General features: G+C 41.2%; 11 protein-coding genes. 10 read left to right on the top strand and 1 reads right to left on the bottom strand.

Going from position 1 to position 16,316, the window contains the following annotated elements; all coding sequences use genetic code 11:
* Positions 1–34: 34 nt before the first annotated feature.
* Positions 35–2,113 carry a methyl-accepting chemotaxis protein gene (locus tag QQK05_RS13695; protein WP_284299546.1) on the bottom strand — a complete coding sequence of 693 codons (2,079 nt, stop codon included), beginning with the start codon at positions 2,111–2,113 and terminating at the stop codon, positions 35–37.
* 223 nt (positions 2,114–2,336) lie between these two features.
* Between QQK05_RS13695 and QQK05_RS13690 the strand changes: the two genes are divergently transcribed.
* The 10 genes from QQK05_RS13690 (at position 2,337) to QQK05_RS13645 (ending at position 16,262) form a co-directional block, all read left to right on the top strand.
* The gene (locus tag QQK05_RS13690) at positions 2,337–3,404 is read left to right on the top strand and encodes an efflux RND transporter periplasmic adaptor subunit (protein ID WP_284299544.1); all 1,068 of its coding nucleotides are present in this window, start codon (positions 2,337–2,339) and stop codon (positions 3,402–3,404) included.
* Positions 3,404–6,523 (top strand): efflux RND transporter permease subunit, encoded by a 3,120-nt coding sequence (locus tag QQK05_RS13685; RefSeq protein ID WP_284299542.1) that lies wholly within the window; start codon positions 3,404–3,406, stop codon positions 6,521–6,523. The genes QQK05_RS13690 and QQK05_RS13685 overlap by 1 nt, the downstream gene beginning before the upstream one ends.
* A 204-nt stretch (positions 6,524–6,727) precedes the next feature.
* A complete protein-coding gene (locus QQK05_RS13680) occupies positions 6,728–6,955 on the top strand; it encodes a hypothetical protein (protein WP_284299540.1) in 228 nt (75 codons plus the stop codon).
* Between the two features lie 102 nt (positions 6,956–7,057).
* Positions 7,058–7,444: a hypothetical protein gene (locus QQK05_RS13675; RefSeq protein WP_284299538.1), complete on the top strand. Its 387-nt coding sequence runs from the start codon at positions 7,058–7,060 to the stop codon at positions 7,442–7,444.
* A gap of 87 nt (positions 7,445–7,531) precedes the next feature.
* Entirely contained in the window at positions 7,532–8,884 is a 1,353-nt protein-coding gene (locus tag QQK05_RS13670; RefSeq protein ID WP_284299536.1) for a TolC family protein, read from the top strand.
* Positions 8,877–10,616 (top strand): efflux RND transporter periplasmic adaptor subunit, encoded by a 1,740-nt coding sequence (locus QQK05_RS13665; RefSeq protein WP_284299534.1) that lies wholly within the window; start codon positions 8,877–8,879, stop codon positions 10,614–10,616. Before QQK05_RS13670 ends, QQK05_RS13665 begins: the two co-directional genes overlap by 8 nt.
* Before the next feature lie 9 nt (positions 10,617–10,625).
* Positions 10,626–13,757 carry an efflux RND transporter permease subunit gene (locus QQK05_RS13660; RefSeq protein ID WP_284299532.1) on the top strand — a complete coding sequence of 1,044 codons (3,132 nt, stop codon included), beginning with the start codon at positions 10,626–10,628 and terminating at the stop codon, positions 13,755–13,757.
* A gap of 13 nt (positions 13,758–13,770) precedes the next feature.
* Positions 13,771–14,493, top strand: a complete 723-nt coding sequence (locus QQK05_RS13655; RefSeq protein ID WP_284299530.1) for a PepSY domain-containing protein — start codon at positions 13,771–13,773, stop codon at positions 14,491–14,493.
* The gene (locus QQK05_RS13650) at positions 14,490–15,206 is read left to right on the top strand and encodes a PepSY domain-containing protein (protein ID WP_284299527.1); all 717 of its coding nucleotides are present in this window, start codon (positions 14,490–14,492) and stop codon (positions 15,204–15,206) included. The genes QQK05_RS13655 and QQK05_RS13650 overlap by 4 nt, the downstream gene beginning before the upstream one ends.
* Before the next feature lie 27 nt (positions 15,207–15,233).
* Complete coding sequence (locus QQK05_RS13645; RefSeq protein ID WP_284299526.1) at positions 15,234–16,262, top strand: DUF2157 domain-containing protein; 1,029 nt, start codon at positions 15,234–15,236, stop codon at positions 16,260–16,262.
* The last annotated feature ends 54 nt before the right edge of the window (positions 16,263–16,316 follow it).

Raw genomic sequence — 16,316 nt, 5'->3', positions numbered from 1 at the left:
CAATGTCTTGTGACAAAGAAAAGGGAAGTTAACGCTAAACTACCTGTCTCAATGTTTTTCGACTTTTAGAAAGGGTTGTGTCTTGGCTCTTTATGGTGAAACTTGCGACTTGTTCTTGAAGTCCTTTAGCTTGTTCTTCCATCGCTTGGCTTGATGATGTGGTTTGCTCTACAAGCGATGAATTTTGTTGTGTCATCGCATCCATCTCTGAAATCGTTCTGCTGACTTCTGAAATTCCCGTTGCTTGTTCGGTACTCGCGGTACTTATATCTGAAATGATCGTAACAACATCTTTCACCGCTTCTACAAGTTCGCTGAATGTTTGACCTGTGTTGTCGACAAGCTTACTACCTTGATTTACCGCTTCGACACTTTCACTTATCAATCCTTTAATCTCTTTGGCCGCTGAGGCGCTGCGCTGTGCCAAATTCCTAACTTCACTGGCAACTACTGCAAACCCTCGACCTTGTTCACCAGCTCTAGCTGCCTCTACTGCAGCATTTAGTGCTAATAAGTTGGTTTGGAATGCTATCTCATCGATAACGCTAATGATGTCTGATATTTTCTTGCTCGACTTCTCAATTGCATCCATAGCATCGATTGCATTATTAACAACATCACCACCTGCGCTCGCTTTGTTCATCGCATTGGTTGATAACTTCGTTGCTTCCTGAGCACTTGTTGCGTTTTGATTAACCGTTGAAGTTAGCTCTTCCATCGCAGAAGCTGTCTCTTCTAAACTCGCAGCTTGTGACTCCGTTCTTTTACTCAGTTCATTACTGCCTTGGGTTAGTTTACTTGACGCATCGAACACGTTGTCAGACGCCGCTCGGATTTCTGAAATCATCACGTTCAAATCATCTTGTAAATCATTCATTGCGTCGCCAAGTACACCAAATTCTTTGCCTAAATCATTTTCAATACGGGTTGTTAAATCGCCGTTTGATAATGAAATAATTGAATTTTTGATTCCGGCAATGGCTTGTTTTCTTGCCGTGATATCTGTTGCGTACTTTACGACTTTATAGGGTTTACCATTTAGGTCTAATATCGGGTTGTAAGACGCTTGAATCCAAATTTCCTTACCGCCTTTACCGATCCTTTTATATTCACCGGTATCGTATTCACCTTGTCCTAATTTTTCCCAAAACGCTTTGTATTCGGCGCTTTGAGAATATTGAGGTTCGGCGAACATACTGTGGTGTTTTCCCTTTATTTCATCAAGAGAGTAGCCAAGGGTGATTAAGAAATTTTCGTTGGCATTGATAATCGTACCGTCAAGGTTAAATTCTATAACGGCTTGTGACTTGCTGATAGCTTGTATTTGACCTGAATAGTTAGCTTGTTGAAGTTTGTCAGCTGTTATATCTGTTGCATATTTTACAACCTTGTATGGGTTTCCATTGTAATCGAGAATAGGGTTGTAGGATGCATGTATCCAAATTTCTTTGCCGTGCTTACCAAGGCGTTTATACTCGCCTGCATCGTATTTACCTTCACTTAACGATTGCCAAAATGCTTTGTATTCACTGCTTTTTGCGTATTCTGGCTCAGCAAACATGCTGTGATGCTGTCCAACAATCTCATCTAGTGTGTAACCTACAGTTGCAAGGAAATTGTCATTTGCCGTTAGAATTGTTCCATCTAGGTTAAATTCGATTACCGCTTGTGATTTGCCTATTGCACTGATTTGTCCTTGAAAGTCGGCCTGCTGAATTTTTTGCTCTGTGATGTCTGTCGCGAACTTGATCACGCCAACAGGTTCACCGTCTGTGTCTAAAATAGGGTTGTAAGATGCCTGTATCCAAACTTCTTTGCCATTTTTTCCAATGCGTTTGTATTCGCCAGTGTCGAAGTCACCTTGATTAAGCTTTACCCAAAAATCTTTGTACTCTTGCGTATCAGCATAACCATCGGCAGCAAACATACTGTGATGCTGACCAACTATTTCATCTAATGTGTAACCCATTGTTGAGAGAAAATTATCATTGGCGGTAATGATGTTTCCATCAAGATCAAACTCTATAACAGCTTGCACTTTATTTAATGCAGCAACTTGAGCTTTTAGCTTTTGTAAATCGTAATTAGATGAATTGTTCGATGATGAAGTCATAGCAACAAATTCCTTTTTGGCTGAATAGAGGGATTATCTTGTATCAAAGCTAGTCTATAAATGTGAAGTTTGCCAAATTTGACTCGAGATAAACTTGTGGACATTTTTGTGACATGGCTTTTTTTATTCTTTCGTTGAAACAGATATTTACTCAATAAAAGGTGCTATTTTTTGCTGAGTTATTTATCCTAATGCAAATAATTATTATTTAGGTATGTTTATTATGAGAGTATTAAGTAAAGTAGCGACCACGCTTTTGTTGGTGTCTACGTTTGCTTCGTCCGCTAATGATGCGGCTAATGTTGATGTGTATCTTGCTCAAGCGCAAACACAAAGAGAGGTTCTTTCATTAACAGGAACGATTGAAGCCACACAAGATTCAGCATTAGCCTCACAACAAGCAGGCTTGATTGAATCATTGTATTTTGAAGTTGGTGATAAGGTTGAGAAAGGGCAAAAACTCCTTGTGATAGATAATACGCTTGCCGTTTTAGCTGTAGAGCAAGCAAAATCCGCTGTCAAAGCTCGAATGAGTGAACGAAATGAAGCAGAGCGCCTTTATCAAGAAGTGATTGAGTTATCCAAAAAAGAGTTGGTCGCAAAAACCTTATTGAATCAACGCTTGTCTAGTTTTGAAATATCCGATGCAATGCTCAAGCAAGCTAACGCTGAATTAGCGACTGCAAAAGAAATGCTAAATCGCCACACACTTTATGCGCCGTTTTCTGGTGTTGTGTCTAAGCGCCATGTTGATGTAGGTGAATGGGTTAGTCAACAAACTCAAATAATGCGATTAGTTTCACAATCAAATATACGCCTCAATATCGCAATACCCCAAGAATATTATCAAGTACTCAATGGCCAGAATGATGTGGAAGTAACCGTTACACCTGATTTCAATCAAGGTGTTTCAATTGGATCAACGCTTAGCCGAATCGTAGGTGTTGCTGACAATCAAAGTCGCTCAATAACGGGTTTGGTAAATTTACCTAGCAATCAGAACCTAGTCGTGGGCATGTCTGCCCATGCTGCGATTGAACTTCCACAATCAGACCAAAACATCGTATGGCTTCCAAAAAGTGCAATAAAACAACACCCTGACGGTGGCGCAAGTGTATTTGTTGTTAACAACAATAAAGCAAAGCGCATTCTGATCAATATTGTTAAACAACAAGGTCAGCAAACTGCAATTACTGGAGTAGGTGTTGAACAGCCATTTGTTATGTCTGGTGTTGAATTATTAAAAGATGGTGACTCATTGCGCATCAATAAACAAGTGAGTGGCTCGTAATGATATCTGCTGCCGTTAATCGAGGAATACTGGTCGCTGTTATCGTCCTTATCACAACCATTTTAGGATTGGTTGCGGCGCTCAATATTCCAGTACAAATGATCCCAGATCTCGAAGTACGAACCATCACAGTGCAAACCGGCTGGCCGGGCGCAACACCACAAGATGTTGAGAAAGAAATACTAATAGAACAAGAGCGTTATTTACGTAGCTTAGCCAATTTAAAGCGCATGGTTTCATATGCGCAAATGGGCTCAGCACGGATAGAACTTGAGTTTCCTTTTGGTGTTGATGCAAACGACGCCTTGATTCGCGTAAACAATGCGCTGAGCCAAGTACCAGCTTACCCTGAAAATGTCGATCAGCCGCGTTTGTACTCTAGTTCATTCTCAGGCAATGCTTTTATGTATTTTGTTCTAAAGCCACAGGCAGGCAACCCATTAAATCTTGATGTAGATTTGCTACGTGATTTTGCCGATGACTTTATTCGTCCGCGTATGGAAAGTGTGCCTGGTGTGTCTGAAGTCGGAGTTGGCGGTGGTGCTCAGCGACAAATACAAATCAAAGTAGATGCCGCAAGGTTGGCACAACGTGGAATTAGCTTACCGCAATTAAGAACAGCGATAAGAACGCGCAATAAAGATACTTCAGCAGGTGATATTGAGAGCGGTAAAAGTCGTTATCTACTGCGAGTAATAGGACGTTTTGAAGATATTTCTGAGCTTGAGAATTTGATCATTTCACGTACCAATGATGCGAATATTTTACTTAAAGATGTTGCCACGGTCACGTTAGATCATTTTGAAACAAGAAGCTTATCGTTTAATACAGGTGAACGAACCATTAGTCTTTCTGTTCGCAGGGAGAGTGGATCAAATGTTCTCGCTATTAAAGAAGCGATGCTGCCTGTTGTCGAAGAAATCAATCAAGAGTTACTTATTCAAAATGGACTAGAACTCAAATTGACCAGTGACGATGTCAAGTATGTTGCGAGCTCGCTCCAAAATGTATGGACAAACTTAGCATTAGGTGCATTGTTAGCAACGTTAGTCATGTATTTCTTTTTACGCTCTGGTAAAGCGACGATTGTTGGTGTGATAGGCATTCCACTGTGTACCATTGCCGCCTTCTTAGCGCTTATGTTATTCGGCCGCACGATTAATGTGATTTCGTTAGCTGGTGTTGCGTTTGCAATTGGTATGACAGTTGATAATACAATTGTAGTACTTGAGTCTATTGTGCAAGCAAAACGCCAAGGGATCAGTAAAGCACAAGCTGCAATTAATGGCGTTAAAGAGGTTTGGCCTGCGGTACTAGCGTCGACAGCGACCACTGTACTCGTTTTTGCGCCAATTTTGTTTGTTCAGCAAGAAGCAGGGCAATTGTATTCGGATATTGCGATTGCGATCTCAGGTGCGATTATTGCTTCTATGCTCGTGGCACTTTTTGTTGTGCCAGTCGCGTTGACCAATTTGAGTAAAAAAAGTGATTTAAAACGCGGTAAAGGGCTAGTTTTATCTGCGAAGTGGTTAAAGATGACCCGCTTTTTTACCGGTTCAGTTAAACAGGCTCGTATTGCATCCATCACGTTTATTGTCGTGATTTTAGGGCTTGCCTATAGCTTGATGCCTGCAGCTGAATATTTACCTGAGGGTGAAGAGCCAAAAGCATTCTCAATGATGATAGCGCCACCAAGCTATAACTTATCTGAAATGAAAAAGATTGGCGCAGAATTACGTACGTACTTTGACGAACATGTCCAGTCAGATCCTTCAGCATTTCTTGAAGGCAAAGACAAAATGCCACCATTAGAATATTACTCAATGTCAGTATCTGTGGGTCGTATTTGGTTTTTAAGCGCGCCAGTTGAGCCTAAATATATTAATGAGATGATGGAAGCGATCACCAATAAATTTAGGTCTTATGAAGGAATGAGAGCGTTTTCATCGAGAGGATCTATTATTTCAAGTAATGACGGTGGTACGAGAGCTGTAGCTGTTGATATCGCAGGTAGTGATATAATCGAACTTTATGAAGCTGCAGATGCCGTTTATCAAAAAGCTGGCGAGGTCTTCGACAACCCACAGATTAATTCTGAACCAGGGTCCCTCACGTTGAATCAACCGTTAATTGAAATCAACCCAAGATGGCAACGTCTTGCTGAGGCCGGCATCAATAATAATGATTTTGGCTACACCATCGCAGCGATGAGTGATGGAGCGTTCGTAGATGAGTTTATCCTTAATGATGATAAGGTAGATATCTTTATCTTTAGTGGTGCGGGTAATGAACAAAGCTTAAGTCAATTAGCATCAACGCCAATCGTTACCCCATCAGGAAGCGTTTTACCGTTAAATTCTCTAGCTGATCTGGTGGAGAGTAAGAATAGTAATTCGATACGCCGGGTAGATGGCAACAGAACGGTAACGGTTTACATTATCCCACCACGAGACATTGCTCTGGAAAGTGCCGAAAAAACAGTACGAGAGTTGCTTTTACCATCGCTATGGCGAGAAGGGAAAATTGCTCAAGGTATTAAAGTAAGTATCAGTGGCGCTGCGGATCAGTTAGAGGCAACAAAAGCATCATTATCAGGAAACTTTATGATAGCGCTTATCTTGAGTTACCTATTACTGGTAGCGATCTTTACCCATTGGCGCTATCCAATGTTTATTTTGGCGACCGTGCCACTTGGCATGGCGGGTGGATTACTTGGTCTAGTTGCCGTTAACGGGGTTAATGCCGCAATCGCTGCCATAGGTTTACCTGCATATCACCAACCATTTGATATGATTACTATGCTTGGCTTTTTGATTCTATTAGGCACTGTAGTCAATAACCCAATTCTCATCGTAGACCAAACCCGAAAGTATACAGTTGAGCAGGGGATCGCAGTGAGAGAGGCTGTTATGAAGGCGGTAGAAAAACGCTTAAAACCAATACTCATGTCTACCGCTACGACAATTTTTGGATTGGCGCCATTGGTTCTCATTCCGGGTGAAGGCACCGAATTATATCGTGGTGTTGGTGTGATTGTATTATCTGGTATTCTGGTATCAACGTTCCTGTCGTTGACGTTTTTACCAGCATTATTGGTGTCAATAATCAAAGAAAAGTAACCGCCTAATGATTAAAATGGTCACAGCGTGTGGATAGCGCGCTGTGGCTGATTTTTAATCAAAAACTCATTCTTTTCCTTCAAAAAATACTTCCCTTTTAATTTCATATAGTTAATTATGGTTAAATAATAATCAAAAACGACGTGTTGTATTTGTCGTGTCATTGACTAACAAACTAAAAATTTATAACAAGAGGAATGTTAGATGGGGAACGAAAACAATAAAATCGAAAATGATAATTTGTTCAAAGCGTTGGTGTATTTACCGATTGCTATTTTGTTTGCTGCACTTGCAGGAAATTCAGTGATGAACGATGGTAGCGCGTTTTTTCAGGTACTGTATGTGCTACTAGCAATATATTTTATCTTGGGTACGTTAGGCTATTTTGCTCATTTTACTAACGAATTCTTTGAAGAAGAATCGCACCATTAGTGTTGACGATCATGCGCCTTGTTCTTTGAGGCGCAATCCCTCCTTTACATAAGCTTCTATAAAATCTAAAATTTATATGTACATTTTGGTTAGGATAGATTTTTGATTTTTCGTTCGTTCATTCTCATAGTCATGCTATTTGCTCATATAGGGCAGAGCTTTGCTATTGTTTCAATGAACTGCCAAGACATGCATAACCAAATGTCTACACCGAGTGGACATCATCAATCCATGCAAATGGACCATCATACTGACGACCTTCACGCTAATCACAGTAACTCAGTATCATCCTCTGAGCACCAGTCAAATGACGGCTGCTGTGGTGACGAATGTATGTGTCCAAATAACGGTTGTAGTTTCACGGTGTTTATATTGCCAATTCAAAATAAGCAATCAAAAGTGTCTGCAGACAAGGCCTGCGTGCATTACTTGACTAGCCACTATCAAACCCCACAAACCTCATTATTTAGACCGCCTATTTCAGCTTAACCTAGGGTTATTACACCCAAAATTCACTATTAGACGTAATTTATTCAGTTTTTAATGAATATTCAGCCTGTTGGGCTGGAGGGTTTTATGAAATTTATCGGTAAGAAAAGCTTAGGCCTTTCTGTTTTACTTATACATCTTAACACTCATGGTGCTGTTATTAACGAGCTGACTCAGGCAGTTAAACTAGCGCAGCAAAATGATCCATGGCTTCAAAAAAGCCAACTGCATGAAGTTGCCAATGTGCACAACAGTGTTGCTGCTCAGCAACTGCCTGATCCGACAATCTCTATGGGGCTTATGAATCTTCCAACGGATGGTTGGCAATTTAATCAAGAACCTATGACTCAGTTAAATGTTGGTATCAGCCAACGGTTTGAACGCGGCGATACACTTTCGTTGCGAGCAAAACAATTAGCTATCCAATCTGAGCAGGAACCTATTATGAGGGAGATAAGAAGGCGACAAGTTAAAACCCTCATTTCTGAGTTATGGTTGGAAGGATTTCGAGCACAACAAACCATTCGTTTAATCGATAAAGATAAAACCCTGTTTGAACAAATGGTTGATATCACGGAAGCAAATTATGCTTCTGTCACTGGAAAAACTAGTCAGCAAGATGTGATTCGAGCGCAATTAGCATTGACGAAATTGGACGATAAACGGTTAGTACAACAACAAATTCTTGAAGAAATACTTGCTCAATTACAACCTTGGTTGACTGTTCAAAATAGTAACGATTTTGGTCCCCAAGGTGCTCAATATAGCGTTGATTTCGGTAACGCGTTACCTGTAATTGCTATTGATATAGAGAATTTTATAGATATTAAGTCTATGAAAAATAATGAATTGTATTCAGCTTTAAGAAACCATCCAGAAATTATCCTTCAACAAAAGAAACAAGCTGTCGCAAGTCAGGATGTTGCAATCGCAAAAGAACAATTTAAGCCTCAATGGGGTGTTTCTGCAAGTTATGGCTATCGAGACGATGACCCTAGTGGTAACAGTCGTGCAGATTTTTTCACTGTAGGTGTAAATGTCGCAATGCCAATATTTTCAACGACAAAACAGGATAAAATGTTGGCGGCTACAAAGGCTAAACAACAGTCTATTGTCACTGAAAAAACAATTGTCTTACGAGAACTCATCGGTAAAACACAAAAGCAACTTAACGCATTACATAGGTTAGAACAACGTTACCAGCTTTATCGTTCGCAAATCATTGAGCAAACAGTGCAACAAGCAGAAGCAGCATTAACTGCCTATACACACGACAATGGTAGTTTCTCAGATGTAGTGTCTGCGCGTATTAGCCAACTAGATACAAAACTATCAACCCTCAATATTTCTGTAGAAGCCCTCAAAACCGTCGCCAGATTGAACTATTACTTGGCTGATTCAGAGCATAAACAGTCGATAGCTGGAGAAACAAATGAATAAAAAAATACCTTATTTAGCTATAGGCATCATTGCTGGAGCAAGCATCACGAGTGGGCTATATCACCTAAACTTATTGGGAAGCGATAGTGCTATTACTGACGAAGCAAGTGGCGAGAAAGTCCCGCTTTATTGGGTAGCGCCAATGGATGATAATTATCGTCGTGATAAGCCAGGTAAGTCACCAATGGGAATGGATTTAGTTCCTGTTTATGAAGAAAGTAGCGCAAGTGATATGTACGGGCCGGGAGTAGTGACAGTACCACCACATGTCATTAACAATCTCGGCGTTAAGACAACAAAGGTAGAAATAGGGGATTTTAGTAAGTCTGTTTCGACCGTTGGTTATGTAAAATATGATGAAGACAAGTTAACGCATATTCATCCTCGTGTAGATGGTTGGATAGAAAAGCTTTATGTAAAGGCGGCCGGAGATCCAATCCAAGCAGGTCAGCCGCTATATACACTCTATTCACCCGCACTAGTTAGCGCTCAGGAAGAATATCTAATAGCAACGAAACGCAATAATAAAACGCTCATTGAGGCGGCAAGAAATCGATTACTTGCGTTGCAGATTTCACCAAGTTTTATTGACAAGCTATCTAAAACCAAGCAAGTAAAACAGAGTGTTACTTTTTTCGCACCACAATCTGGCGTCGTAGACGGCTTGAAGATTCGCGAAGGGTTTTATGTAAACCCTGGCAATACGTTGATGAGCATCGCTCAATTAAACCAAGTGTGGGTTGAAGCAGAAGTGTTTGAACGTGACAGTGGACAAATCACAACGGGACTTCCTGTATCAATGACATTGGATTACCTACCAGGTCGCGTGTGGCAAGGGAATGTCGACTATGTGTATCCAAGCCTCAATGCGACCAACAGAACACTTCGAGTCAGACTTAAGTTTGATAACTTAGATTATGTGCTTAAGCCCAATATGTTTGCTCAAGTTGTTATTGATACCCCTATGATTACAAATACCATTGTGGTGCCTAAGCAAGCTGTTATAAGAACGGGGAAGCAAGACCGTGTAGTTCTGGCCTTAGGCGACGGACAATTTAAATCGATTTCTGTCAGTATTGGTGCTGTTAGTGGCGATGAAGTGCAAGTGCTGTCCGGGCTAACTGACGGTGACATGGTTGTTACATCAGCTCAGTTTCTTATCGACTCTGAATCAAGCAAATCATCCGATTTTGAGCGGATGGCGCAAACCCAGATACCAGATTCAGTATGGATGGAGGGTGAGATTAACGCTGTTTATGCTGATTCGCGCGCTGCCAACATAACTCATGGGCCTGCGGAGCCTTGGGACTGGCCAGAAATGACCATGGATTTTGACATCGCGGAGCAAGTTGACATCAATGAACTTGCGGCAGGACAAACGTTGCATTTTGAAGTCACAAGAGCTGAGGACGGGACCTATGCAGTCACCGGTATTCATATTATGGCTGAACCTTCAGTTTCTTCTGCATCCGTAAATGGAGTGATTAATGCCATCGATAAAGAGAAACGTTCAATTAACATCTCGCGTGATGCAATAGAGAAATGGGGCCGACCGGCAGCAACACTCGACTTTTTGGTCGCTGATAATGTTGATTTAGAAGTATTTTCAACGGGTGATAAAGTGTATTTTACCTTCGAGGTGCATCAAGATTTTGTCATCATTGACATGGCATTTAGCCAACAATCACAAGCTAACGAGACGCCAGAAATGGATCATCGTGGCCATCATTAGGATTTTGACATGATTCAAAGCATAATTCACTGGTCTGTCTATAATCGCTTCTTTGTGTTGCTGACAACTTGCATCCTTATCGGAACAGGTATATTTGCCTTTAAAAATACTCCTGTTGATGCTATTCCTGATTTGTCCGATGTTCAAGTCATCATTAAAACATCTTATCCGGGTCAGGCCCCGCAAGTTGTAGAAGATCAAGTCACATATCCACTAACTACAGCTATGCTCAGTGTGCCAGGGGCAAAAACAGTGCGAGGGTATTCGTTTTTTGGTGATTCATACGTTTATATCATTTTTGATGACGACACTGACTTATATTGGGCGCGCTCAAGAGTACTCGAATATTTATCGCAAGTTGCACCATCATTACCTGAAACAGCAAATCCTCAATTAGGGCCAGATGCAACGGGTGTGGGTTGGGTGTACTTATATGCCCTGATCGATAGGACGGGCCAGCATGATCTGAGTGAGCTGCGTAGTATTCAAGATTGGTTTCTTAAATACGAATTGCAAACCGTTGAGGGCGTTTCCGAAGTTGCCGCAATTGGTGGCATGGTTAAACAATACCAGGTTGTAGTGAGTCCTGATAAGTTACGTGCGTATGATTTACCACTGAGCTTAATTCAGACTGCGATAAAGCAAGGTAACCAAGAGGTCGGTGCGTCAGTGGTTGAGATGGCCGAAGCTGAATATATGGTAACTGCCTCTGGGTATATACAGTCTGAAAGTGATTTAGAAGCTATTCCCTTGGGCATCAATGTTAATGGCACGCCTTTATTACTTGGTGACGTCGCTTCTATTAAAGTTGGGCCCCAGATGCGTCGTGGCGTGGCTGAACTTAACGGTGAAGGCGAGGTTGTAGGCGGTGTAGTCGTAATGCGCTTTGGTGAAAATGCGCAAAAAACAATAGCGGGCGTTAAACAAAAGTTAGCTGAATTAAAGCGCGGTTTACCTGACGGAGTTGAAGTTGTTACGGTCTATGATCGCTCAGGTTTAATAGAGAATGCAGTAGATAATTTATGGTCAAAGTTAATTGAAGAGTTAGCTGTAGTTGCCATTGTTTGTGTGGTTTTTCTATTTCATATTCGTTCTTCGATCGTGGCTGTGATTAGCTTACCTCTTGGTATTTTAGTTTCATTTATCATCATGTATTTCCAAGGAATTAATGCCAACATCATGTCGCTAGGTGGCATAGCGATAGCAATTGGCGCCATGACAGATGGGGCAATAGTGATGATTGAAAATATGCATAAGCATATGGAAAAAACACCGTTAAATCACCAAAATCGCTGGAAAATCGTCGCTACATCAGCCAGTGAAGTAGGTCCCGCATTATTCTTTAGTTTATTGATTATTACGGTGAGCTTTTTGCCGGTGTTCATTTTAGAGGCACAGGAAGGGAGAATGTTTGCGCCACTTGCATACACTAAAACGTATGCCATGGCTGCCTCAGCGGGCCTCGCAATCACACTGATCCCGGTATTGATGGGGTATTTCATACGCGGCAAGGTTATCTCTGAACATAAAAACCCGGTTAACCGATTTTTGATTGCGATGTATCGACCCGTACTTGATTGTGTGTTGCGTTTTCCAAAATCCACTATTGCTATCGCATTAGTCATCACATGGATTGGTTTTATCCCTGTTAAATACATCGGTAGCGAATTTATTCCACCATTAGATGAGGGCGATCTGATGTATATGCCAACCACACATCCAGGCATATCAATTGGTAAGGCTAGAGAGTTATTACAACAAACAGATAAGCTCATCCGCACAGTGCCTGAAGTGCAAAATGTCTTTGGTAAAGTGGGGCGCGCGGAGACCGCGACGGATCCCGCCCCGTTAACTATGATTGAAACCTTTATTCAGCTCAAACCTAGAGCACAGTGGCGAGAGGGTGTAACGACCGAGTCGCTCAAGGCAGAACTCGATAATTTAGTCAAATTTCCTGGGCTGACCAATGCGTGGGTTATGCCAATAAAGACGCGAATTGACATGCTTGCAACAGGTATCAAAACACCTGTAGGGATCAAAGTCGCTGGCAGTGACTTAAAAGTGATTGAAGACATAGGTAGGCAGATTGAGCAAGTGTTAAAGGATTACCCTGGCACAGCCTCTGTTTATTCAGAACGCGTTGCAGGCGGTCGCTATATTAAAGTCGATATCGATCGAATGAAAGCTGCTCGTTATGGGTTAAATATCACTGATATTCAACAAGTGGTTGCAACGGCCATTGGTGGGATGAACGTTGCAAAAACGGTTGAGGGCCTTGAGCGCTACCCAATAAACTTACGATATCCACAAGATTATAGGGACTCACCTGAGCAGCTGGAAAACCTGCCATTGGTTACCCCAAATGGTGATCGTATAGCCTTGGCAGATGTTGCCAATGTTTTTATTGAGGATGGTCCGCCGGGGATCAAGAGTGAAAATGCACGGATCAATGGCTGGAGCTTCATCGATATTGAAGGGGTAGATATCGGAAGTTATGTTGCTGGCGCTAAAACTAAAATAGCGCAAGAGATAGATCTTCCCACAGGTTATTCTATTAATTGGGCTGGACAATATGAATATATGCAACGTGCACAGCAAAAGCTGTCTTATGTGTTACCACTTACGATAGCGATTATCATTGTTTTGCTTTATCTCAACTTTAGAAGTTTTGCCGAAGTAACGATGATCATGGCGACGTTACCTCTGGCGATGATAGGTGGGATTGGTTTAATTTATTTCGAAGGCTTTAATTTCTCTGTCGCTGTCGGTGTTGGTTTTATCGCACTTGCAGGGGTTGCCGTCGAGATAGGCGTTATTATGCTGGTCTATCTAAATCAGGCCTATAAAGATGCACATCAAAATGCTGTTAATGCAGAAATTCGGTTTGATGAATCATCACTAAGAATGGCCATCATGCAAGGTGCAGGTTTGCGTGTGCGCCCAGTCATGATGACGGTAGCGACAATTATTATTGGTTTAATGCCGATTTTATACGGGACAGGAACAGGTTCAGAAGTGATGAGTCGTATCGCTGCACCAATGGTTGGAGGCATGGCGAGTGCTTTAGTGCTCACCTTGTTGGTGTTACCTGCTGTTTACTTCTTGTGGAAGCAACGTACACTAGAGGGTCAAAACACATAAAAATAAAAAACCAATGTTATCAATACGTAAATATCATAAATGGTTGATGATACTTGTGGGCGTTCAGTTTTTGATTTGGTCAATCTCTGGCGCCTACATGGTTTATATGAATATTCACTACATTCATGGCGACTCCTTAGTTAATAATAAACAAAGTAATCTGTCACAAACCAAAATACACATTACATTGGCTGACTTAAGCCAGCGCTTTGGCGATATAAACAAGTTGGCGCTTTATCAACTTAATGATCTACCCGTATATTCGTTTTACGTACACGACAAAGCGTATTTGATTGACGCCACTAACGGAGAAAATCTATTACCGCTTAGTGAAGCACGCGCAATATCCATTGCTAACTACCATTACTCAGGGCAGGGAACGATCACTGATGTTTCATTGATAACACGCAATCCACCCTTTGAATTGGCGCCACGTCATTTACCTGTGTGGCAGGTCAATTTTGATGACTTTGGTTCGCCAACGCTCTATATCTCCGCATTAAGTGGTAAAGTGGTAACCAAGCGTCACGAATTTTGGCGAATATTCGATTGGATGTTTAGGTTTCATTTAATGGATTATCAAAAGGGCGAAGTCGATAATGTGCTGTTGTTCTGGATCAGTTTACTATCGCTATTTGGCACGTTAACAGGGGCGTTCTTGGCATATCAAAAGCTCTTTAACAATCGCAAGACAATTAAGCATAATAATCACCAACATTTAGGTGATTTATCATGAAATGGGTCAGGAAATTTCACCTGTATAGCTCTGTTTTGGTCGGCTTACAGGTCATTATTTGGATTGGTACAGGAATAATATTTAATTTAATGGATCATGAAAAAGCGTCAGGTAACTACTATCGAATAGTCGACGTAAAACCTGCTTTCACGATTGATCCTAATACATCACATGATTTAGTACCCATAACGCAAATATTGCTTAGTTATCCTGATACGGTTGAGGTTGAACTCATTAATATTCTTGATGCACCTCATTATTTACTTTATCAACACAAGGGACTGTATCGCCACTTTGTTCATGAGTTTCTGTTGGTGAACGCTGTTACCGCCAGGCCTACAAGATTAACTGAGGCCATGATCAAAAAAATTGCACAGCAATCATATAAAGGACCTGGCCAAATAACCAATGCCGTTAGGTTGTCAGATGGTGGTGAATTTTTAAAAGAGCGTAATCCTAGTTGGCGCGTGGATTTTAGTGATAAAGCGAATACGAGCGCATACATAGATGCAACTACTGGTAGGCTCTTAGGTCATAGTAATGATGACAGGCGATTTCGTGATTTGCTATTTATGCTTCATTTTATGGACTATGCAGAAGTGGGGGGTTTTAATAACGTATTTATTAAAATTTTTGCACTAATTGCTTTATGTTTGTCGATTAGTGGGGCGTACTGGTTGCTAGTACTCGTGAAAAAACGACAAATCATGTAAATCAAAGAACCTGGTAAAGGAAAACCTATGAAAATCACAAAAGACCAATTAGATGAGGCCGCTCAACAAAATATTATTGATGTGTCTCAGGTTGAACCTCTTTATGAGTTTCTTAAATCAAAAGAAGCCGACATGCCAGTGTTCAATTTTACTAATGTCCTCTATTATCTCGGTGGTCTTATTGCTATTGGTGCAATGACTCTCTTTATGAGTTTAGGTTGGGAGTCTTTTGGTGGTCTTGGGATTATGATGGTGTGCTTGCTATATGCTGTTGCCGGTATAGCCATCAGTAATAATTTTGCGCGTAAATCTTTAGCTATTCCGGCGGGTATCTGTGCAACTTTTGTTGTTTGCTTAACGCCTCTTGCAGTATATGGGCTCCAACAATGGCTTGGTATGTGGCCGGACGAAACTGTCTATAAAGATTATCATCGTTATATAAAGTGGCATTGGATTTACATGGAACTGGCGACCTTAGCGGTAGGCGCCGTAATAGCGTGGAAATATAAATATCCATTTTTAGTTATGCCGATTGCGGTGACGCTCTGGTATATGACAATGGATGTAACAGCCATGCTTACGGGAGGTGATGCATCGTGGGAGATAAGGAAATTAGTCTCGATGTATTCAGGCCTGTTGATGATCGCGTTTGCCTTTTGGGTGGATATCAGAACCGCTAAGAAAGCTGATTATGCATTCTGGTTGTATCTTTTTGGTGTGTTGGCATTTTGGTGTGGATTGTCTTCAATGCACTCGGACAGTGAATGGTCTAAATTTTTCTATTTTTGTATTAATTTACTCATGATTGGCGTTGGTGTGCTTATTGTGCGCCGCGTGTTCGTGATATTTGGCGCCATAGGCTGTTGTGCTTACTTTGGTCATTTAGCTGAACATGTGTTTAAAGAAAGCTGGTTGTTTCCAATTACGCTTACAGCAATTGGTCTAGGTATTATTTATCTTGGGGTTTTATGGCAAAAACATGAGCGTACTATCACACAGAAGTCACGTTCATTTTTACCAGATAAGTTGAGGCAATTTCTCGAATCGAAAACCTAACCTTATAAAAGAAAAGGCGATATCACTGACGACATGGCCTTTTTTATTCATTGG

Source organism: Thalassotalea loyana, from assembly GCF_030161435.1.
Lineage (GTDB): Bacteria > Pseudomonadota > Gammaproteobacteria > Enterobacterales > Alteromonadaceae > Thalassotalea_G > Thalassotalea_G loyana.
The sequence above is the reverse complement of the archived record's forward strand: the minus strand, read 5'-3'. Positions and strand labels throughout refer to the sequence as shown.